We start from the raw sequence: 21,591 nt of genomic DNA, 5'->3' as shown, positions 1-21,591 counted from the left end.
TTCATGGAAGACCTGCGATTCTTCGCGAATGCCACAGGTCCATCGGATTCCACGTGCCCGCCCGAGCACGCGTGATCGGGTAGCACGCCAACCCGAGCAACAACGCAGACATGTGGCCGATGGCGGTGAAATTGGTGGCGAAAATCAGAGGTACACCGTAGAAGAGCAACAGCCCCGCGAGATAGACGTATCGCCACGGATCGACGATGCGGTACACCAGAATCCCCATGATGCCGGCCAGACCGTAGCTCACACCCACGTCGAGAGTGTTGACCGCCGACTCCGCCACGTATCCGTGCCGAATACCTTCGTACAGAACACCTTCGCTGATGTACGTGGCTCCGACGTGGGCGATGACGACAACACACAGCCACCGCCACGTCCCGAGCCAACGCTCAGCCGTTGCATGAAAGATGGTGAAGAGAACCAGGTATCCCAACCAACCGCCACCTTCGAGCCAGAAGGCACTCGAGAACAGGACTCGCAGCGGGTCTTCGGCCAGGTGATGCAGATTGGTCGAGCGCTTGCCGAGAAAACGCTCCTCGACATTGTCGGGCAGATGCCGAAGGAAGAGCGTGGTGAACAGCAGGGCCAGCAACCAGACGTAGGTACCGGGAGCACTGCGCACCCATCGCCATGCCGCCTTTGCTGCCCCCAGCATCCTCACCGCTTCGAGTCTGCGCTCACTCGTTCACTACTGCAACGGCAAACCCGTCCCATCCCTTCGAACCCACGGTTTGAATGGCGGTGCCGTCGAGTTTCGGCTCGGCCGCGATCATCTCCAACACCGCTCGACTCGCTTTGACGCGCTCGTCGTCGATATCCGGGTTGGACACATGTCCCCCACGCACCACGTTGTCCACGATGATGACGGTTCCGGGATGCGAAAGGGCCAACGCCCACCGCACGTACTCGGTGTTGTTCTCCTTGTCGGCGTCGATGAAGACCAAGTCGAAAGGTCCCAACTCTTCCTTCGCGATCGACGGGAGGCTGTCGAGCGCGGCCCCGACACGGACGTCGACACGGTCAGCCAAGCCGGCGCGCTCGATATTCGCCCGAGCGACATCCGCATGGGTGGGATCGAATTCCAGCGTGATGACCTGGCCCGAGGGGCCGACCGCGCGAGCGAGCCAGATCGTGCTGTATCCGCCGAGCGTTCCGATCTCGAGAACATTGCGCGCCAGGCACATTCGCGCCAGAAGATTGAGGAGCTTGCCCTGGTTCGGCGCCACGTCGATGGGCGGGAGACCGGCCTCGGAGTTGGCGGCGAGTGCCGCGTCGAGAATCGGATCTTCACCTACCAACGTGGAGACAAGGTAACCGTCGACTTCTGCCCAATCCGGTTCGCGTTCCATAGCCACGATTGTGGCAGAAAAGAAGGGCCGCCGCAGACACCTCGGAAGGTGGCTGCGGCGGCCCAGACGACTATTCGAATCAGCCGCGAACTGCGCTGATGATCTCCTCGATCGCCGAGTCGGCGTCGATCTCACGGCTCTCGCCGGTGAAGCGGTCGCGAATTTCGACCTTGCCGTCGGCCCAACCGCGTCCGACGACAACGATCAGTGGAACGCCGATCAGCTCGGAGTCCTTGAACTTCACGCCCGGCGATGCCTTGCGGTCGTCGAGGATTACTTCGAGTCCGGCACGGTCGAGTTGCGCGGCGAGGCCTTCGGCGCCTTCGCGCGCGGTCTCGTCCTTGTTCGCGATGACGAGGTAGACGTCGGCCGGTGAAACCTCGGCAGGCCAGCGCAGGCCCTTTTCGTCGTGATGCTGCTCGGCAATGACGGCCACCAGACGCGAGACGCCGACGCCGTACGAACCCATGGTCGGGCGGACGGGCTTGCCGTTCTCGGCGAGGACGTCGACGGTGAAGACGTCGGTGTACTTGCGGCCGAGCTGGAAAACGTGCCCGATCTCGATACCGCGAGCCGAGACCAGCGTGCCGGCTCCATCGGGAGAGGCGTCGCCGTCACGAACCTCGGCGGCTTCGATGGTTCCGTCAGGGGTGAAGTCGCGACCGGCAACGAGGCCGACCACGTGCTTGCCGTCTTCGTCGGCGCCGGTGATCCAGCTGGTGCCGTCGACGACGCGCGGGTCGACAAGGTAGCGAACTCCGTTGGCCTGCAGCGCCTTCGGGCCGATATAACCCTTGGCCAGGAACGGGTTGTTCTTGAAGTCGGTCTCGGTGATCATCACGAACTCGGCCGGCTCCAGCGAAGCCTCGAGGCGCTTTTCGTCGACCTCACGGTCGCCGGGGATGCCGATGCCGAGAAGTTCCCATTCGCCGCCGGGCAGGCGGGTCTTGACCATGATGTTCTTGAGAGTGTCGGCGGCGGTCACGGTACGGCCGAGATCAGCGCCGTTCGCCCAGTCCACCAGGGTGTCGATGGTGGGTGTGTTCGCGGTGTCGTACACCTTGGCTTCGGGCAGCCCGTCAAACGGAATCGAGTCGGGAACGACAGTCTTGACGGCCTCGACGTTGGCGGCGTAGCCGGATTCGAGGCAGCGGACGTAGGTGTCTTCGCCGATCTCGCTCTCGGCAAGGAACTCCTCGGACGCGCTGCCGCCCATCGCACCGGAGGTGGCCGAGACGATGACGTACTTGACGCCCAGACGCGTGAAGATCTTCTCGTAGGCGCCGCGATGCGCCTGGTACGACTCCGTCAGGCCTTCGTCGGTCAGGTCGAAGGAGTAGGAATCCTTCATGAGGAACTCGCGGCCACGCAGAATGCCGGCACGCGGACGCTCTTCGTCGCGGTACTTGGTCTGCACCTGGTACAGGGTGACCGGGAAGTCCTTGTAGGAGTTGTACTCACCCTTGACCGTCAGAGCAAAGAGCTCCTCGTGGGTCGGGCCGAGCATGTAGTCGTTGCCCTTGCGGTCCTTGAGGCGGAACAGGTTGGGGCCGTACTCGGTCCAGCGGTTCGACGCTTCGTAGGGATCGCGCGGGAGCAGCGCAGGCAGCAGGATTTCCTGTCCGCCAATTGCATTCATTTCTTCACGGACGACACGCTCTACCTCGCGCAGCACCCGCAATCCCAGCGGCAACCACGAGTAGACGCCTGGAGCGATACGACGCACGTAGCCGGCACGAACCAGCAGTTTGTGGCTGGCAACTTCGGCGTCCGAGGGATCGTCACGCAGGGTACGCAGGAACAGGTGGGACAGACGGGTAATCACGAGGTGTAAGGATAGTCGCCGCAGTCGGCCGAGCGGGCCTCGGTACGGTTACAGCGTGCTTGTACTGCTGCCTCCCTCAGAAACCAAGTCCGACGGCGGCAAGGATGCGCCCCTCGATCTGGCCGAACTGTCGATGCCCCAGTTGACCGAAACGCGCGAATTGCTGGTTCAGACGCTGGTCGATCTGGCCGCTGACGTCGAGGCGTCGTGCTCAGCGCTCGGGCTCGGCCCGACGCAAGCAGACGAAGTGGAGCGCAATGCCAAGCTGTGGGTGTCCGCGACGCGGCCCGCACTACAGCGCTACACCGGCGTGCTCTTCGACGCCCTCGACGCAAAGTCGTTCACCCGCGCCCAGAAGGCGAAGGCGCTCGATCGGATCGCCATTGGTTCCGCTCTGTTCGGTGCTGTCCGCGCAGGAGATCTGATCCCCGCCTACCGCCTCTCTGGCGGGTCCAAGCTGCCGGGGATGGGGACGCTGCGCTCGCTGTGGAAGCCGGAGCTGCCGAAGGCCCTGGCCGCCGAAGCCGACGGCCTTGTCATCGATCTACGATCCGGCACCTACCAAGACCTCGGACCTGTTCCGGACGCCTTGATCGCAACGGTCCTCACCGAGAAGCCGGACGGCAGTCGCACGGTGGTCAGTCATTTCAACAAGCACCACAAGGGTCTGCTCGCCCGTGCGCTGGTGGTCTCGCGCGCCGAACCGACCGACATCAAGGGTGTCGCGCGGGTGGCGTCGAAGGCCGGCCTGCGGGTGGAAATCGCGTCGGAGCGTGAACTGATCATCCTGACGGATTGATGGCTTCGTCTGTCAAGTGCCGCAGAAGGTTTGGAACGTCTCGCTGAAAGACCGCGGAGCCGCCTCGGTGTAGTCAGCCCACTCGTCGCGTCGGTCGAATGGATGCGTGACAACCTCCAGCAGCTTCTCGAATGGAGCGAGGTCGCCGTCGGTCGCGGCGCGCAGGGCAGCGTCGAGCCGATGATTACGCGGAATGTACAGCGGGTTGACGCGATCCATCGCGCTCGCGGTCTCCGCGGCCCCTTGTCCGTTTTCGGTCAGGGCTCCCTGCCACCGCTGCAACCAGGGCGCGATGTGCTCCCGTGGCACGAGTTGGTCGAGAGGCGCCGAATTTCCGCGCAATTCGTCCGCGAGTGCGCGGAAACTGCCTGTCCAATCAGCTCCGTGTTCCGCCAACAACGTCAGCAGATCGTCGACGAGCGCCCGATCGACAAACGGCTGGGCCAGACCGATCTTTGCCGCGAGACCGGCCGCATAGTGTCCCTCGTAGCGCTCGTCGAAGGTCTCGAGAACTGCCGACGCCGCGGAAATCGCATTGTCGGGTGCGGAATCGATCAGCGGCAACAGTGTTTCTGCCAAGCGCGCCAGATTCCACTTCAGTACAGCGGGCTGATTGCCGAACGCATAGCGGCCCCCGTGGTCGATCGAGCTGAACACTGCCGCCGGATCGAATGCGTCGAGGAAGGCGCACGGACCGTAATCGATGGTCTCTCCCGAAATTGTCGTGTTGTCGGTGTTCATGACCCCGTGCACGAAACCGATGAGCATCCACCTCGCCACCAGTGACGCCTGCGCCTCGACGACCGCCTCGAGGAACCTCAGATAGCGATTGTGTGTACCCGTTGACGGAAGTTCGGTCAGCTCCGGGTAGTGCCGGGCGATCGCGTAGTCGGTGAGCGGCTGCAAGACCTCGCCCTGCCGGGCCGCGAACTCGAAGGTCCCAACGCGTAGGTGACTCGACGCGATCCGTGCAAGCACGGCACCGGGTTCTGCGCCGTTGCGGCGAACGTCTCGGCCCGTCGCCACCACCGACAGCGCGCGCGTAGTGGGGACACCGAGGGCATACATCGCCTCACTGACCAGATATTCACGCAGCATCGGCCCTACGACCGCGTACCCGTCGCCGCCCCGAGAGAACGGTGTGCGCCCGGAGCCTTTCAGATGCAAGTCCACTCGCTGCCCGTCACTGCTGACGAGTTCTCCGAGCAACAACGCCCGACCGTCCCCGAGAATCGGTGCGTACCCACCGAACTGATGACCCGCATACGCCATCGCCACCGGCGTGGCCCCGACCGGCACCGTCGAGCCGGACAGGACGCCGATCCCGTCCACACTTCGCAGCGCTGCTACGTCCAATCTCAACGACGCAGCCAGCTGCTTGTTCACCACGAGCAACTGCGGGTCAGGGGCGGCAGCACCTTGCCACGGCACCGTCAGAGCGCCGAGTTCGTCGGCGAACGTGCTCTCGAGGCCGGCCACGATGGTGACCGTGTCTGCTGTGGATTCCTGGAATGCGGCCATCACACGAGAGTAGTCACCGTGCGACAACCTATCGATCAGCCCTGATCGATGTACGACTCGAGCTGATCGCGTTCGCTCTTGAGCTCGTCGATGCGGCTCTTCACCACGTCACCGATACTGACGATGCCGAGGAGGTTGCCGTCCTCGATCACCGGCAGATGCCGGATTCGACGCTCGGTCATGATCGCGGCAATGCTGTCCACCGCGTCTGCCGGAACGCACGTGTACATCAGAGCGGTCATGACCTCGGAAACCTGGATCCCGAGAAGGTCCGGGCCACGCTCGTGCAGGCGTCGAACGACATCGCGTTCGGAGATGATGCCGACCACCGCGTCGTCGTCGACCACCACCATGGCTCCGATGTTGTGGCGGGCAAGATCGCACAGCAGCCCGTTGACCGTCGTGTGGGCGTCGATCGTGACGATGCTGTTGCCCTTGTTTCGCAATATGTCCGCGATCCGCATCACGGCACCCCGATCCGTCGAGACTCTCGGCACGTCCTGCAACGATCGTATCGGCTAGCGAAGCGGAAAAACAGGACTGATCAGGCGATTCCCTGAGCTGCCTTCTCCGCAGCCTGAGCCTGGGCTACCTGAGAAGGTGTGAACCTGATGCACAGCGCCGCGATACCGGCGAACACGGCGCAGACCGCGCAGCCCACAAGTGCGAAGGTGTACCCCTCTCCGAGTGCGATCAATTGCGCCGGATTCATGTCCGCTGCCTTGCCCGAAGTGCCGCCGAGCGAGAGCGTCTTGGACGTCGCCATTGCACCGATCACCGACAGCGCCAATGGTCCACCGAGCGTCTGGGCAACTTGGGAGATTGCGGTCAGCGGGCCGATCTCGGTCTCCGGGACACCGGCGATCGCGCACAGTGGCAAGGGCACCATCGCGAGGCCGATACCGAATCCGATCCCGATCACGGGCACGAACAAGTTGGCCAGGTAGGTGGAGTCGGAATCGAGAGTAGAGCCGTAGAGGAGTCCGACGATCATGATCACGACGCCGGTGAGGACCAGCCAGCGGGGTTGAACCTTCACGGCGAGCTTGGAAGCAACCGACGCGGCGGCGCCCAATCCGAACGCGAACGGAATGAACGCGATACCGGCACGCAACGGCGAATACTGCATGATGTCCTGCACGAACAGTGCGACGAAGGCCGTCATGCTGAACATCGCGCCACCGACGAAGAAGATGGCGAGGAACGTCGCGACACGGTTGCGATCGGCGAACAACGAGAAGGGCAAGAGCGGGTTGTCTGCAGTTCGCTCGACAAAGAGGAAGGCGGCGAGGGCGACCAATCCGGCCGCCAATGCACCGATGACGGCGATGCTCCCCCATCCCATTTCCGGGCCTTCGGTGAGAGCAAAAACAACACCGGTACAACCGAGGGTCGCGAGGATCGCGCCGGGGACATCCAAAGCCAGACGCGTCTGATTCGTCTCGCGAAGGGCGCGGAACGCCATGCCGACGAGCGCGATGCCGATCGGGACGTTGATGAGGAAGATCAGACGCCACGACACCTCGGTCAATGCGCCGCCGATGATCAGACCGGCGATCGATCCGACGCCCGTCATGGCGGCAAAAATCGCGATGGCCTGATTACGAGCCGGACCCGCGGCGAAAGTCGTGGCAACAAGGGCGAAGGCAGTGGGCGACGCCACGGCTGCGCCGACACCTTGAAGCGCCCGCGCTGCGATCAACATGCCCTCGTTCAGGGCGAGTCCACAGAGCAACGACGCCACCGTGAACAGCGAGACTCCCGCGATGAACATCTTCTTGCGTCCGAACGCGTCGCCGAGCCGACCACCGAGGAGCATGAGCCCACCAAACGCAAGCGCGTACGAGGTCAACACCCAGTTGCGACCACTGTCGCTCAGCCCGAGGTCTGCCTGCAATGGCGCCAGCGCGAGGTTCGCGACGGTGCCGTCGAGCACCACCATCATCTGCAAACCACTCAGGACGATGATGGCGAGCCCGATGACTCGAGTCGCTACCGGGGCATTCGCCGAAGCGGTTTCAGATGTTGGGGAATCAGACACAAGACTTCACGTTACCCAGCGTCGACGGAAAAGCCCGCGACCGGCCCGATCACGATGATCGCCGGAGGCTTGATCTCCTCGTCCTTGACGCGCTGAGCAACGGTCGCCAGATCGGCCCGAAGTTCACGCTGAGTGCGCAGCGTGCCCTCTTGGATGACGGTGACCGGCGTGGTTGCCGGGCGTCCACCGTCGACGAGTGCCTTCGCGAACTGATCGATGCGCTCGACCGCCATGAGCAGCACGATCGTGCCGCGCAACTTGGCCAGCGCCGACCAGTCGACCAGCGAATCCGGATGATCCGGAGCCACGTGCCCACTGACGACGACGAACTCGTGGGTGACGCCGCGGTGGGTGACCGGGATGCCTGCGGCCGACGGGACCGAGATCGCGCTCGTGATTCCGGGCACTACGGTCACCGGAACGCCGGCAGCGGCACACGCTTCGAGTTCTTCGTATCCCCGTCCGAAGACGTACGGGTCCCCGCCCTTGAGGCGGACCACGAACTTGCCTGCCTTCGCGTTGTCGATCAGCGCGGCGTTGATGGCCTCCTGAGCCATGGCACGGCCGTACGGGATCTTCGCGGCGTCGATCACCTCTACGTCCGGACCCAGTTCGGCGAGCAACTCCGGCGGAGCCAATCGGTCGGCCACGACGACGTCGGCGCGGGCGAGCAAACGGCGTCCGCGCACGGTGATCAGATCGGGATCACCGGGGCCACCACCGACGAGAGCAACACCCGCAGCGGCAGGCTCGGCCGTATCGGCGAGCACGCCCGACTGAAGACCTTCGACGACGGCGGTGCGGACGGCTGCCGAACGACGGTGATCGCCGCCCGCCAGAATTCCGATGCTCATACCGTCGTACTCGGCGCTGGCGGGAGTGACGGCGGTGCCGTGCTTCGCGTTGTCGGCGCGCACGCAGAAGATGTGGCGACGCTCCGCTTCGGCGACGATCGCCGCATTGGTTTCCGGCTCGTCGGTCGAGGCGATGGCGTACCACGCACCTTCGAGGTCGCCGTCGGCGTACGGGCGCTCTTCGACCGTGATCTGACCGGCAGTGGCCATACCTTCGACGGCTGGAGTGAACGCGCGACTGATGACGTGAACGCGGGCACCAGAGGCGACCAGCAGTCCGAGTCGGCGCTGAGCCACAGTGCCGCCACCGAACACGACCACGCGTCGATCGGTCAGGTTGAGGCCGACCAGGTAGTTGGTCTCGTCTGCGGTGGACTCGCTCACTCGCACTCCGTTTCGTTGTCAGAATTGGTCAAGCTGGAGGGAACTTTACGGGCCGCGGCCACGGTCACTCCATCCCTGGCAGTCTTGGCCAGCACAAGTCGGCCGCCCCCGGACGCGAGGATCGCAGCCGCTTCCGCGACGCTTGCCGTTCCGACGGCGTTCTCGACGCGAGGCGATGGTGACGGAACTTGAACTCGCGCAAGTACGTCCGGGGCGAAACTCACAATCGGGACGTTCAGTTCATGGGCCGCTGTCAGAAGAGCCGAAGACTCAGCTTTTGCCGCCACAGTGGCGAGTACCACGATCTTCCCTTGCGCCGCGGGCACAGCCTTCACCGCAGCGACGATGTTCTTCGCGGTGACACTCGTCGTGAATCCCACGCCTATACAGAGGTCATCCCCGTGCGGCATCGACGAACTTCGCGATCGATTCGGGCTGCCCCACCGGATGAGTGTGGAGATACGACGCGTGGACGCCGCCGCGAACAAATCCTTCGCGGACACTGCCGCCGTCCCAGGGCCGCCACCCCCACGCACTTCCGCAACCGTCCGCGTCTGCCGAGACGAGAGACGTTCGGTGGAACTCGTGACCGGTGACGCGGGAGCCTGCTTCGAAGAGGCTGGAGTCGCTGATCGCGACTGCTTCGCGGTACCCGAGGGTCAGGCGTTTCCCGAACGTCGCATCCACTCCGACCACACCGGCCATGCTGTGACCGTCCAAGCTGCGAGCGAGGTAGAGCAGTCCCGCACACTCTGCATGGATCGGTGCACCGCCGTCCGCCAGATCGCGAACCTGCTGCAGCAGAACGGTATTGGCCGCAAGGTCTACCGCGTGTTCTTCCGGGAAGCCACCGGGAAGGACCAGAGCGGCAGTTCCCGCAGGAAGCTCGTCCCGCAACGGGTCGAACACCTGCACGTCCGCGCGGGCGGCAGTCAACAGCTCCCGGTGCTCGGCATAGCCGAAGGTGAAGGCAGGGCCACCCGCCATGGCAACCACAGGCCGAGACTCTGCGTGGGCGCCGACCTCGGCAACCGGATCCCATGCAGCTGCACTCACGTTCGAGGCGGCCAGTGCGCGAACAGCACCCAGATCGACGTGCGAGGCAATCAAGTCGGACATCGCGTCCACTGCGGCCACAGCGGCGGCGCCGTGCTCGGCCGCCGGAATCAGGCCGAGGTGCCGGGAGGGAACTTCGAGTTCCGTCAACCGTGGCACAACTCCGAGCACTGCGACGCCGACCTTGTCGCACGCATGACGCAACACCTGCTCGTGACGAGCGCTCCCGACGCGATTGAGAATGACGCCGCCGATGCGCACACCTGCGTCGTAGGTCGCGAAGCCGTGGAGTACGGCGGCCAGACTCTGACTGTGCCCACGGGCGTCGATCACGAGGACTACCGGCGAACCGAGGATCGACGCGACCTGCGCCGTCGATCCCTCCGCCGACGGCTGCGAGTTTGCCTCGTCGATCTTCCCGTCGAACAGACCCATGACGCCTTCGACCACGGCGATGTCGCAACCAGCGGTTCCATGCCGGTAGAGCGGTCCGATGCGATCCGGGCCCACCAGAACAGTGTCGAGGTTGCGTCCGGGCCGCCCTGCCGCGAGTCCGTGATAACCCGGGTCGATGTAGTCCGGCCCCACCTTGAAGGGTGCAACGCTGCTACCGGACCGTCGCAGCGCGCCGATCAATCCCGTTGCCACCGTGGTCTTTCCGCTACCCGAGGCAGGAGCAGCGATCACCACGGCCGGAGTGGAAGGACTTACCATTCGATGCCCCGTTGGCCCTTTCGGCCGGCATCCATCGGGTGCTTGATCTTGGTCATCTCGGTCACGAGGTCGGCGGCGTCGATCAACGCCTGCGGGGCGTCGCGTCCCGTGATGACAACGTGCTGGTTGCCCGGACGATCGCGCAGTGTCTGCACGACCTCGTCGACGTCGACCCAGCCCCACTTGAGCGGATAGGTGAACTCGTCGAGGACATAGAATCGATGTTCCTCGCTCGCAAGCCTTCTCGCGATCTCCTGCCAACCCTCCGCAGCGGCAGCAGCATGATCTTCCTCGCTACCGGCCTTGCGTGTCCATGACCAACCTTCGCCCATCTTGTGCCACTGCACCGGCCCACCGACGCCGGTTTCGTCGTGCAGGTTTCCGAGCGCGCGGAACGCGGCTTCCTCTCCGACCTTCCACTTGGCACTCTTCACGAACTGGAACACGCCGATGTCGAACCCCTGATTCCAGGCACGCAGCGCCATGCCGAAAGCGGCGGTGGACTTACCCTTTCCCGGGCCGGTGTGCACGGCAAGTACCGGCGCGTTACGACGCTGACGCGTGGTCAGACCGTCGTCGGGGACTGTCTCGGGAACACCCTTGGGCATCGTGAACTCCTGAGCTGGGATCTAGGCTGCGGCGCGGACGACACCCGCGACCTGCTGCGCTGACAATTCGGCCAGGCGGACGTATCCGCCACGTAGTTCTCGCGCCAACTCGGCCGCCAGCCCCAGACGCACGAGGCCGGTCTCGCAGTCGACGACGATGGACGCGACGGACGCGTCGGCGAGAAGATGCGCGGCGACGCGGGCGCGGTGCAGCGCGTCCTTGCCGCCGGTAGCCCGGCCGTCGGTGAGTGTGACGACGAGGGCGCGACGCTGCGGGTCACGAAGTCGTTCACGCAGAACCACTTCGCGAGCACGCAGGAATCCCTCTGCGAGTGGGGATTTGCCGCCGGTACGCATCGACTGCAAGCGACGGACAGCGATGTCCACCGAAGATGTCGGCGGCAGTACGAGCTCCGCTTCACGACCACGGACGGTGATGACGGCGACCTTGTCGCGGCGCTGATAGGCGTCGCGGAGCAACGAGACAACCGCACCGGTGACCGCGGAGAGGCGGTCGCGTGCTGCCATCGACCCCGACGCGTCGACAACGAAGACGATCAGATTGCCTTCTCGCCCTTCACGTATCGCGCCGCGGAGATCAGCGGGTGCCAGCCGCAACCGTCCAGCAGTGCGACCACGGGCAACTTGAGACTCGGCTGCGGCAAAGACCGTGCTCGTCAGATGCAATCCGTGCCCACGCTCCCGCGTGGACCGCACAACTCGTCCACGGGACGACATGGACCGCGAGCGTCGTCCCGGTGCACCTTCACCGACTCCCGGAACTTCGAGGAGCTTGGCCTTGAATTCGCCGGCCGGTGGAGCCGAGGGGCGATCGGTGGCGCGTACTCCCCCACCAGGTCCGTCAGGGTCGTCCGGGCCGTCGTCGTCAGGCCCGTCGTCGTCCGGCCCTTCGTGTCCGGGACCGCCGTCATCGGAGCCGCCATCTTCCGGGCCACGGTCTTCGTGATTTTCGGGAGGTTCGGGCTCTCCGTCGCGCGCGTCGTCCTCTACCTGCGACTGAGCATCCTGATCAGCCTGCTCGAGCGCATCGTCCAACTGCTGCTGATCCAAGCCGGGCTCGTCGAACGGATCGCGGCGGCGGCGATGCGGCAGCGTCAGTTCCGCCGCTACTCGTACGTCTTCCGCAGTGACTTCACTGTCGCCGCGCCAGGCAGCGTGGGCCGTCGCGGTGCGCGCCAGCACCAAGTCCGCGCGCATACCGTCGACGTCGAACGACGCACACAGCGAGGCGATACGACGCAGTTCGCGGTTGCTCAGCTTGACCGAGTCCAATTTCTCACGCGCCGTGAGGATTTCGGACGCCAACTCCTCATCGGCGGATACGTACCGAGCGACAAATGCATCGGGGTCACGCTCGTAGTCGAGTCGGCGACGCACCACTTCCATGCGAATGTCGACGTCGCGGGAAGCGGCGACGTCGACAGCCAGACCGAAACGGTCCAGAAGTTGCGGACGCAGTTCTCCCTCTTCGGGATTCATCGTGCCGACGAGTACGAACTTGGCCGGATGCGAATGGGAGATGCCGTCACGCTCGATGTGAACCCGACCCATCGCCGCGGCGTCGAGAAGCACGTCGACCAGGTGGTCGTGAAGCAGATTCACCTCGTCGACGTACAGAACACCCTGGTGAGCGGCGGCGAGCAGTCCAGGTTGGAATGCGCGCTCACCGTCACGCAGAACCTTCTCCAAGTCGATCGAACCGATCACCCGGTCTTCGGTGGCGCCCACGGGCAGTTCGACCAAGCGGGCCGGTCGTGTCGTTCCGGCGTCGTCGACCGCGGGCAGCAGCGCAGTCAGCGCGCGCACGACCGTCGACTTGGCAGTTCCCTTCTCACCGCGAACCAGGACCCCGCCGATCCCTGGATGCACCGCACACAGGATCAGCGCCAATCGCAATTGATCCTGGCCGACCACAGCACTGAACGGGAAGCCCGCCACTGGTCGATCTTCTTCACTTCGCACGTCGATATCCCTCCACCTCTCGGTTTCCTCGCCGAGAATTTGGCTGCACTCGAATGTCGCGGCAACCTGGCTGAGATCTCCCGGTTTATCGGTAGAGGAGAGATCTTTCACAGTGGCGGGACCGCGCCTGGATCGAACAGGACTTCCCCGCGAACATTCGGTATCGAAAAAACCCTAGTCGGCTCGCTTTCCCACGAGCCGACCAGGGTCAATTCTCCGACAAACTAGCTGACGGCCACGAAAGGCTCTCCCCCACCACGACGCATCGGGGTGTGCGGGATGCCGTCTTCGATGAACTCTTCGCCGTCAGCCTTGAATCCGTGCTTGGCGTACATCTCGACCAAGTAGGTCTGGGCGTTGATCCGACACGGCGCTTCGCCGACCTCGGCCAGTGCGGCCTGCAGGAGGCGGGTCGTGTGGCCCTGGCCGCGAGCCTGACGCGACGTGCACAGGCGTCCGATTCGGAAGCTCTTGTTTCCGTCGTCGTGCTCTTCGAGCAGCCGGAGCGTGCACACCACCTGGCCGTCCTGCTCGAGCCAAAAGTGGCGTGTTTCCGTCAGCAGGTCCCGCCCGTCCAACTCGGGATACGGGCAAGCCTGCTCGACGACAAAGACCTCCACTCGAAGCTTCAACAACTCGTAGAACGTCTTGTTGTCGAGATCGAGTGCCCATGAACGCTTCAAAGCTGCTGTTGCCGTCATGGGTTGGACTATCACACAGTCGCGGCGGTATCCGCGACCGGAGCCGATTCGGAAGCACCGGCGGAATCGAGCTCGAGAACCTTCGAGGACCAATCCCAGACCTGGTTGAACAGGCCTTCGTTGTCGGTGAGCTTGACGCCGATGGACGGAACCATCTCGCGGAGCTTGCCCTTCCAACCCTGGAACTCGGTCGGGAAGCAGCGCTCGAGTACGTCCAGCATCGCCGGGACGGCCGTGGACGCACCGGGCGAAGCACCGAGCAGGCCGGCGATGGAACCGTCCTCAGCGGCGACCACAGCGGTACCGAATTCGAGGACACCACCCTTGCCCTTGGCACGGCGGATCACCTGGACGCGCTGGCCCGCGGTGATGAGTTCCCAGTCCTGGGCCTGCGCCTTGGGCGCGAACTCACGCAGATCCCAGATGCGACCGGCTTCGTTCTTGGCAAGCTCGCTGACCAGGTACTTGACCAGGCCGAGCTCGCTGACACCGACACCGAGCATCGAGAGGATGTTGTTCGGCTTGACCGAGCCGGGCAGGTCCGTGACGCGACCCTGCTTGAGGAACTTCGGCGACCAACCAGCGTAGGGACCGAACAGCAGACCCGGCTTGTTGCCGATGACACGGGTGTCCAGGTGAGGCACCGACATGGGCGGGGCGCCGACGGCAGCCTTGCCGTAGACCTTGGCGCTGTGCTGGTCGATGAGTTCGGGGTTGGTGCATCGCAGGAAGGCACCGCTGACCGGGAAGCCACCGAAGCCCTTGGCTTCCTTGATGCCCGACTTCTGCAGCAGGTGCAGGGCGCCGCCACCGGCACCGACGAACACGAAGCGCGAGCGAACGGTGCGCTTTTCACCGGTGCGACGGTTGGTGACCTTGACGGTCCAGGACTTGTCCGAGTTCTGGGTCAGGTTGGTGACCTCGTGGCCGAAGTACATCTTGCCGCCGGTCTTGCCGATGTAGCCGATGAGCTGCTTGGTGAGCGCTCCGAAATCGACGTCGGTGCCGTCCTGGCTCCAGTTCAGGGCGATGGGATCGGAGAAGTCGCGTCCCTTGGCCATGAGCGGCAAACGCTTGCTGAACTCGGCCGGATCGTCGATGTACTCCATACCGCGGAAGAGCGTGTGGCCGGCAAGTGCGTCGTAACGAGCACGGAGGTACTTGGCGTTGGCCTCACCGTGAACGAAGCTCACGTGCGCGATGGGGTTGATGAATTCCTTGGGCTGTGTCAGGACGCCCTGCTCTACCGCGTGTGCCCAGAACTGGCGTGACACCTGGAACTGCTCGTTGACGTTGACGGCCTTCTTGATGTCGACCGTGCCGTCCGAGTTCTCAGGTGTGTAATTGAGCTCACACAGGGCTGAGTGACCGGTTCCCGCGTTGTTCCAGGGGTCGCTGCTCTCGGCTGCGACGGCATCGAGCCGCTCGAAGGTCGAGATCGACCAATCGGGCTGCAGCTGGCGCAGCAATGCACCCAGCGTGGCGCTCATGATGCCTGCGCCCACGAGCACTACATCCGTCTTCGTCTCTACCGCGTTCTGATTCGACACTGGAGAATCGACTTCCTTGTCATTAGCCGTGCGCGCATCCGCCTGCTGTGTTACGCCGAATAGGTTACCCGTGCGTACACGCGCGGTTCACCACCCCCAATTGTGCTCTACAACGCGCACTCGAAACGACGATTAGATTGTGATTTGTGACTACTTGGGTTCCAGACGTCCTCGGTGACGGATATCAGCAGCTGACGATCCCGCTCGGAACGGATCCGGACGGCGAAGGCGAGGTGGACGCAACACTGGTCCGCTACCAACCGCAGAAGGAGGCGGTGAAGACACACCGTGCCGTTTTGTACGTGCACGGCTTCACCGATTACTTCTTCCAGAAGCACCTCGCCGAGCACTTTGCCGAGCAGGGTTACGCCTTCTTCGCACTCGACCTGCGTAAGTGCGGCCGCTCCCTCAAACCGGGGCACACAGCTCATTACGTCTCCGACCTTGCGCTCTACGACGCCGAACTGAACGAAGCGCTGCGCATCGTCCGCAGCGAGACCGAGGGCAGCGAGGTGCTGCTCATGGCGCACTCCACCGGCGGTCTGATCGTTCCGCTCTGGCTGAACCGTTTGCAGCGCAAGCCCGGTGGCAGCGACGGCGCCGGAATCTGCGGGCTGGTACTCAACAGCCCCTGGTTCGACCTTCAGGGTCCCTCAGTGGTGCGCAACGTCGGTACTACGGCGATCGATGCGCTCGGACGGGTATCGGCGAAGACGGTGATCCCGGGAACTGGGCTACCGACTTACGGTTCCAGTCTTCATGTTTCGGCCAACGGCGTCTGGGATTACAACCTCGACTGGAAGCCACTGGCCGGCTGCCCCGTTACCTTCGGCTGGATGCGGGCCGTCCGAGCGGGTCACGCAAAACTTCACCGCGGCCTCGACATCGGAGTGCCCGCGCTGATTCTGCGCTCGAAGAAGTCACAGTTCGCGAAGGCGTACAACCCGAGCGTCGACCTCGCCGATTCCGTGCTCGACGTCAAGCAGATCGCACGTTGGGCCGGTTGCCTCGGCGATCGCACCACCATAGTCCCGATCGACGGCGCCCGTCACGACGTGTTCCTTTCGACCGAGAAGCCCTTGGCCACAGCCTTTTCCGAACTCGACCTGTGGTTGGAGTGGCTCGACGGCCACCTCACGCCGGCCGCAGAAAATTCGGCAAGCACAGCAAGCAACACACAGGAGATCGCGCAGTGACGCACTACGACCTTGCAATCATCGGCAGCGGATCCGGAAACTCGCTGCCAGACGAGCGGTTCGACGGCAAGAAGATCGCAATCCTCGAAGAGGGCACCTTCGGCGGAACGTGCCTCAATGTCGGGTGTATCCCGACCAAGATGTTCGTCTACGCCGCCGAGGTGGCACGCACCGTCACCACTGCCGAGAAGTATGGCGTCGACGCCACGCTCGACGGCGTTCGTTGGTCCGACATCGTCAAGCGTGTCTTCGGCCGCATCGATCCCATTTCTGCAGGTGGTGAGCGGTACCGCAGCGAAGACAGTCCCAACACCACCGTCTACCGCGGCCACGCCACGTTCACCGGCGACAAGACGATCGACACCGGAACCGGCGAGACGATCACCGCTGACCAGGTGGTCATCGCAGCCGGTTCGCGTCCGATCATCCCGGACGAGATCGCGTCGAGCGGTGTGAAGTACTACACCAACGAAGACATCATGCGACTGCCCGAACTTCCCGAGCACCTCGTGATCGTCGGCTCCGGATTCATCGCCACCGAGTTCGCACACGTGTTCTCCGCGTTGGGTTCTCGCGTGTCGATCATCGGTCGCAGCCAGCGACTGCTGCGGCACCTCGACGACGAGATCTCCGAGCGCTTCACCGAGTTGGCCGAACAGAAGTGGGACGTCCATCTAGGCTCCCCCCTCACGTCGGTACGCGGCGATGGCGACAACATCGCCGTCGAACTGGCAAATGGCACAGTCGTTTCCGGTGACGTTCTCCTCGTCGCGGTGGGTCGTCAGCCGAACGGTGACCTACTCGGTCTCGACAAGGCCGGCGTCGAACTCGACGACAAGGGCTCGATCGTGGTCGACGAATACCAACGCACCACCGCCGAGGGCGTATTCGCACTCGGTGACGTCTCTTCGCCGTACCAGCTCAAGCACGTCGCCAACCATGAAGCGCGCGTTGTTCAGCACAACCTGCTCCAGGACGCGTGGAAGGACACGTCCGGGCTTCGCAGCACCGATCACCGCTTCGTACCGGCAGCCGTGTTCACCGACCCGCAGATCGCCGACGTCGGAATGACGGAGAAGCAGGCTCGCGACGCCGGACTCGACATCACCGTCAAGGTGCAGGCTTACGGCGACGTCGCGTACGGCTGGGCGATGGAGGATCAGGAGGGCATCTGCAAGGTGATCGCCGAGCGCGGCACCGGACGCATCCTCGGTGCCCACGTCATGGGCACTCAGGCTCCGACCGTCATCCAGCCGCTCATTCAGGCGATGAGCTTCGGTTTGTCAGCTCAGGACATGGCGCGCGGCCAGTACTGGATCCACCCGGCCCTGGCCGAAGTGGTCGAGAACGCGCTGCTCGGCCTCGACATCTGAGCCCCGCAGCCCTTATGACGCCGAAAAAGCGGGCACTCCTCGCAATGGGAGTGCCCGCCTTTTCGTCGGTCAGAGTTTCACCAGGGGCTGGTACGCAGCACGATCTCGGTTGCGAGTTCGGCCGGTGCCGACTTGACGACGTCGTCGACACCCGGAAGTTCCGTCACGCGGAAGTCGGAGTACACGAAACGACCGCTGGCGTCGGCGATGGCCCGACCTCCACTGCCCACGACTACGGTGGTCGGAACCTCGACCGGCGGTACGCCGGCAATATCGCTGGCCGACGGATGTCCACGGTCCACGGCGATCAAACTCGCGAAGCGGCCGAACTGACGTGCAGCCAACAGCCACGCGAGATCGGCGCCCTCCCGGTGACCGACCAGGTTCACCCAGGCGATGTTCAACTCGTCCAGAAGTACCACTGCCGAGGTCTCGTCGAGATTCTCGATCGATTCCACCGCGACGGTCCGCAGATCCGAATGGTGCAGTCGCTCACACACATCGTCGTACAAGTCGACGGGGTCGCCCTTGCCGGGAAGCAGGAGTACCGCATGCTTGCTGACCGGCCCGTCGATCCGAACGGTGCACGAACCACTGCCCACCGCTACTCGAGTCAATTCCATGTCTGGAAACGGTACGCGATCCACACAGTGGAGGACCCTGGAGTCGACAGAAGTATGACCACTCATACATTCACGCGCCGCTACGAGCCCGAATTGTTCGCTCTGTACCGCCTCCACTCGGAGCGAAAGTGGCTTTCGGCGCATCTGAGGCGACGGACGTACCGTTCGCTCGAAAGTGGGGGTGGGCCGAACTCCAGTGGGGCGCGGGTCTAGGTACCGGACGGCTTGGGGAGCCTCGTCATTCCGTAGACGTGATCCGCGCGCACCGTGAGGATCTGCCGACGCTCTGCCACCATCGCTTCGCGGTACTCCTCCCAATCGGGATGCTCCTGGCCGCTGATGTCCCGGTACAGCTCGACCAGTGCGTCAGACACTTCGTCGTGAGGATCGGCCGCTGCGGGTGTCACCTCGGCAAGTCCTTCGATCACGGCGTAGCTCCAGAAGTCGGGCGCGCTGACGTGAAGGGAAACCCGCGGATCGCGGATCGCATTTTTACTCTTGGCGCGATCAGCTGTGACGGACACGGAAGCCGTCTTCGACTCGACGTCCCAGCGGTAAATGATGTTGGACAACTGTGGGCGGCCGTCACGCTTGACGGTTGCCAACACACCTTGTTTTCCCTCGGCCACGAGTGCGAACAACGCGTCGTCGGTGTCTGTGTCATTGCTCATGTCTGCACCAACGACGCCGTGCGGCCGGTTGTTCCGGAGGCAGTCCAGTTCGAAGATCGCGGACCGCAATCGCGCGATGTCTCTTCCCCCGATGGACGACAGCGGACAAAGATGGTCGACATGGCAACTTCTCACGACATCCTCCGGCTGACTGCGTTCAGTTCGGATCCGGCCGGCGGTAATCCGGCCGGCGTAGTGCTCGACGCGCGTGGACTCGACGACTCCGAATTACAATCTGTTGCAGCCGAAGTCGGGTATGCCGAGACGGCGTTCCTCATCGAACCGGTACTCGGAGGCAACCCGCGCCACAGCCGGATCCGGTACTTCTCCCCTATCGCCGAAGTACCGTTCTGCGGTCATGCCACTATTGCGACGGCCATCGCTCTCACCGAGCGAGACGGTGAGGGAACCTTCACATTCGAAACACCGATCGGACCGGTATCCATCGACACGGCGACCGACGAGGACGGAAGGTCCACCGCGACCTTCACCAGCGTCGAACCGTCGGTCTCGCCGATCGATCACGCCGTGCTGACAGCGCTGCTCGGGCTCATCGGCGTCGATTCGTCTGCGCTCGACGCGCGGTATCCCGCAATGCTTTCGTACGCCGGCAACACTCACCCGATCGTCGTACTTCGTGATCAGTCGACATTCGACGAGTTCACCTTCGATCCATCCGCAATGCGAATTCTGATGGACGCGCAGGGGTGGGCCGGCACGGTGACGATCCTGCATCCCCTCGACGACAACACCTTCGAAGCCCGAAATCTGTTTCCGGTGGGAAACATCGTCGAGGATCCCGCAACCGGGTCCGCAGCGGCATCGACCGGCGGTTACCTGCGCAAACTCGAACCCGCGGCCACTCCGCGGCGGATCACCATCCACCAGGGCCGACACGTCGGGCGTCCCAGTGTGCTCGAAGTCGACATCCCAGTCGACGGCGGTATCTCGGTCACCGGCACCGCAGTGCCCGTCGTCGACGGGCAATAGTCAACCTCAGCGATGAGTTTCTCCCCGCCGGCGGGTCTATTCACCAGAGCGACGTCACAAGACCATCGCATCGAGCCGGGAGAACACCATGTCTGCAATCACGTCAACCGCACACAACCTCCACCTCACCAAGCCACGTGCCGTACTCGGCGCCACGGTAATTGCTCTTGTCGTCAATCTGATCCTGTGGTTGATCGGCCTCGCATTGGGCGGATCCTTCGAGATGACAGATCAGGGAAAGCCGGCGAGCGTCGCGCCTGGTGGGGTCATCACATTGACGGTGGTGCCACTGCTGGTCGGTTTGTCGCTCGCAATGTTGATCTCACTGAAGTGGGAGCCGATCATCCGCATCGCCCAGATCGTGGGTGCAGTCGTGGCGCTCGGCACCATCGCTTTGACCATTGCCGCGGACTTCGACGCCGCCAGCACGGTCACGCTCGCGCTGATGCACGTGGTTGTCGCCGCGAGCGTGGTCGTCGCGCTCGAGGCCGTACGTCGGTCTCCGTCGAACTAGACCGCGGTGGGCGGCGCGGAATACGTCTCGACGATCTCGGCTGCCACGTCACGCAACTTGGTGTTCGTGGTCTGAGACTGCCTGCGCAGCATGTGAAATGCGGTGTCGGCATCGATCCGATGGATGGCCATCAGCATGCCTTTGGCCTGTTCGATCGGCGCCCGAGTCTCGAGCGCGCGTTGCAAGGCGTCAGCTACCGCCTTGGCAGATTTGAAACGGGAGAAGTCTCCGATCGCGCGTGAGACTGTTGTCGTGAGAATCTCCATGACTTCCGCATCGACGCTGTCGAAGGCCGCTGGGGCACGTCCGTACAGGTTGAACGAACCGAGTCGCTGATCCGGCGTGAAGAGCGGCGCCGCGAGAAAGGACTTGATCCCTTCGTCCTTCGCGGCAGCCGCGAACCGCGGCCAGCGTTCTGCGCTGGTCTCGGCATCGACGACTACGGTTTCACCGGTTCGAGCCGCGTGCAGACATGGTCCGTCGCCGGCGTCGTATTGCTCGATGTCGACGCGCAGGGTCCGCGAATCGGTATGAACGGCGGTGTAGGTCTGCCCGGCAAGATCGATGGTGACGCCGATGCTGTCGGCGCCGTCGATGGCGTCGTTCGCGATTTCGACGGCGCGCTGGAGCAGAACCACGAGTTCGTCCTCGTCGCCGATACTTCCCCCGAGCGCTGCCAGCAACTCTCTGACCGCACGTGCCGTCAGCCGAGTTTCCGCAGCCTCGACGGCGACGTCAGCACCAGTTGCCGTCGCATCGTCCGGCAGTACCGACGGCACCGAATCCTCGGTTCTCGGGTCGAAGCCTCTGGGGTCGAAAGCGGTATCCACGAC

21 protein-coding genes are annotated in these 21,591 nt (G+C 63.8%); 5 read left to right on the top strand and 16 right to left on the bottom strand.

Annotated elements, in window-relative coordinates:
* Position 1: 1 nt before the first annotated feature.
* The 3 genes from A0W34_RS12450 to A0W34_RS12440 form a co-directional block, all read right to left on the bottom strand.
* Positions 2–661 carry a rhomboid-like protein gene (locus A0W34_RS12450; RefSeq protein WP_021343988.1) on the bottom strand — a complete coding sequence of 220 codons (660 nt, stop codon included), beginning with the start codon at positions 659–661 and terminating at the stop codon, positions 2–4.
* 22 nt (positions 662–683) lie between these two features.
* On the bottom strand, positions 684–1,355 hold the full coding sequence (locus A0W34_RS12445) for an O-methyltransferase (RefSeq protein ID WP_081557747.1): 672 nt from the start codon (positions 1,353–1,355) through the stop codon (positions 684–686).
* 79 nt (positions 1,356–1,434) lie between these two features.
* Positions 1,435–3,180 carry a proline--tRNA ligase gene (locus A0W34_RS12440; RefSeq protein WP_054188575.1) on the bottom strand — a complete coding sequence of 582 codons (1,746 nt, stop codon included), beginning with the start codon at positions 3,178–3,180 and terminating at the stop codon, positions 1,435–1,437.
* 55 nt (positions 3,181–3,235) lie between these two features.
* On the opposite strand from A0W34_RS12440, the gene yaaA reads away from it, so the two are divergent.
* Positions 3,236–3,979: a peroxide stress protein YaaA gene (gene yaaA, locus A0W34_RS12435; RefSeq protein ID WP_081557746.1), complete on the top strand. Its 744-nt coding sequence runs from the start codon at positions 3,236–3,238 to the stop codon at positions 3,977–3,979.
* Positions 3,980–3,991: 12 nt separating this feature from the next.
* Here the strand turns inward: yaaA and A0W34_RS12430 are convergent, their stop codons facing one another.
* The 10 genes from A0W34_RS12430 to mqo all read right to left on the bottom strand — a co-directional run bounded on the left by A0W34_RS12430 (position 3,992) and on the right by mqo (position 15,391).
* A complete protein-coding gene (locus A0W34_RS12430; RefSeq protein WP_198035694.1) occupies positions 3,992–5,500 on the bottom strand; it encodes a protein adenylyltransferase SelO in 1,509 nt (502 codons plus the stop codon).
* 35 nt (positions 5,501–5,535) lie between these two features.
* Positions 5,536–5,964, bottom strand: a complete 429-nt coding sequence (locus A0W34_RS12425; protein ID WP_007735005.1) for a CBS domain-containing protein — start codon at positions 5,962–5,964, stop codon at positions 5,536–5,538.
* Positions 5,965–6,044: 80 nt separating this feature from the next.
* Positions 6,045–7,541, bottom strand: coding sequence for an MFS transporter (locus tag A0W34_RS12420; protein ID WP_003942680.1), 1,497 nt, complete (start codon positions 7,539–7,541; stop codon positions 6,045–6,047).
* 11 nt (positions 7,542–7,552) lie between these two features.
* Entirely contained in the window at positions 7,553–8,779 is a 1,227-nt protein-coding gene (cobA, locus tag A0W34_RS12415; protein ID WP_007735001.1) for a uroporphyrinogen-III C-methyltransferase, read from the bottom strand.
* Positions 8,776–9,159: a cobalamin biosynthesis protein gene (locus A0W34_RS12410; RefSeq protein WP_007734999.1), complete on the bottom strand. Its 384-nt coding sequence runs from the start codon at positions 9,157–9,159 to the stop codon at positions 8,776–8,778. Before A0W34_RS12410 ends, cobA begins: the two co-directional genes overlap by 4 nt.
* A 13-nt stretch (positions 9,160–9,172) precedes the next feature.
* Positions 9,173–10,549 (bottom strand): cobyrinate a,c-diamide synthase, encoded by a 1,377-nt coding sequence (locus A0W34_RS12405; protein WP_081557744.1) that lies wholly within the window; start codon positions 10,547–10,549, stop codon positions 9,173–9,175.
* Positions 10,543–11,157, bottom strand: a complete 615-nt coding sequence (cobO, locus tag A0W34_RS12400; protein ID WP_003942784.1) for a cob(I)yrinic acid a,c-diamide adenosyltransferase — start codon at positions 11,155–11,157, stop codon at positions 10,543–10,545. The genes A0W34_RS12405 and cobO overlap by 7 nt, the downstream gene beginning before the upstream one ends.
* Positions 11,158–11,178: 21 nt before the next feature.
* Complete coding sequence (locus A0W34_RS12395; protein WP_081558795.1) at positions 11,179–13,140, bottom strand: magnesium chelatase subunit D family protein; 1,962 nt, start codon at positions 13,138–13,140, stop codon at positions 11,179–11,181.
* A gap of 224 nt (positions 13,141–13,364) precedes the next feature.
* On the bottom strand, positions 13,365–13,841 hold the full coding sequence (locus A0W34_RS12390; protein WP_003942808.1) for a GNAT family N-acetyltransferase: 477 nt from the start codon (positions 13,839–13,841) through the stop codon (positions 13,365–13,367).
* Between the two features lie 11 nt (positions 13,842–13,852).
* Positions 13,853–15,391 (bottom strand): malate dehydrogenase (quinone), encoded by a 1,539-nt coding sequence (gene mqo, locus A0W34_RS12385; protein ID WP_003942820.1) that lies wholly within the window; start codon positions 15,389–15,391, stop codon positions 13,853–13,855.
* Positions 15,392–15,537: 146 nt separating this feature from the next.
* Between mqo and A0W34_RS12380 the strand changes: the two genes are divergently transcribed.
* Together A0W34_RS12380 and mtr are read left to right on the top strand one after the other, a co-directional pair.
* Positions 15,538–16,587, top strand: a complete 1,050-nt coding sequence (locus tag A0W34_RS12380; protein ID WP_030535628.1) for an alpha/beta hydrolase — start codon at positions 15,538–15,540, stop codon at positions 16,585–16,587.
* On the top strand, positions 16,584–17,960 hold the full coding sequence (mtr, locus tag A0W34_RS12375; protein ID WP_042925811.1) for a mycothione reductase: 1,377 nt from the start codon (positions 16,584–16,586) through the stop codon (positions 17,958–17,960). Before A0W34_RS12380 ends, mtr begins: the two co-directional genes overlap by 4 nt.
* Positions 17,961–18,037: 77 nt before the next feature.
* Here mtr and A0W34_RS12370 read toward each other — a convergent pair whose 3' ends face one another.
* Together A0W34_RS12370 and A0W34_RS12365 are read right to left on the bottom strand one after the other, a co-directional pair.
* A complete protein-coding gene (locus tag A0W34_RS12370) occupies positions 18,038–18,583 on the bottom strand; it encodes an alpha/beta fold hydrolase (RefSeq protein WP_003942671.1) in 546 nt (181 codons plus the stop codon).
* 209 nt (positions 18,584–18,792) lie between these two features.
* Positions 18,793–19,254: a PPOX class F420-dependent oxidoreductase gene (locus A0W34_RS12365; RefSeq protein WP_081558794.1), complete on the bottom strand. Its 462-nt coding sequence runs from the start codon at positions 19,252–19,254 to the stop codon at positions 18,793–18,795.
* 120 nt (positions 19,255–19,374) lie between these two features.
* On the opposite strand from A0W34_RS12365, the gene A0W34_RS12360 reads away from it, so the two are divergent.
* Positions 19,375–20,244: a PhzF family phenazine biosynthesis protein gene (locus tag A0W34_RS12360; protein ID WP_232330028.1), complete on the top strand. Its 870-nt coding sequence runs from the start codon at positions 19,375–19,377 to the stop codon at positions 20,242–20,244.
* A gap of 88 nt (positions 20,245–20,332) precedes the next feature.
* Positions 20,333–20,758 carry a DUF6069 family protein gene (locus tag A0W34_RS12355; protein WP_054188580.1) on the top strand — a complete coding sequence of 142 codons (426 nt, stop codon included), beginning with the start codon at positions 20,333–20,335 and terminating at the stop codon, positions 20,756–20,758.
* Here A0W34_RS12355 and A0W34_RS12350 read toward each other — a convergent pair.
* Positions 20,755–21,588 (bottom strand): GAF and ANTAR domain-containing protein, encoded by an 834-nt coding sequence (locus tag A0W34_RS12350; RefSeq protein WP_054188597.1) that lies wholly within the window; start codon positions 21,586–21,588, stop codon positions 20,755–20,757. The genes A0W34_RS12355 and A0W34_RS12350 overlap by 4 nt on opposite strands.
* Between the last annotated feature and the right edge of the window lie 3 nt (positions 21,589–21,591).

The sequence above is a fragment of the Rhodococcus sp. BH4 genome (assembly GCF_002079265.1).
GTDB lineage: Bacteria > Actinomycetota > Actinomycetes > Mycobacteriales > Mycobacteriaceae > Rhodococcus_F > Rhodococcus_F qingshengii.
Note: the sequence above shows the minus strand (reverse complement) of the source record. Positions and strands in the feature narration are given on the sequence as shown.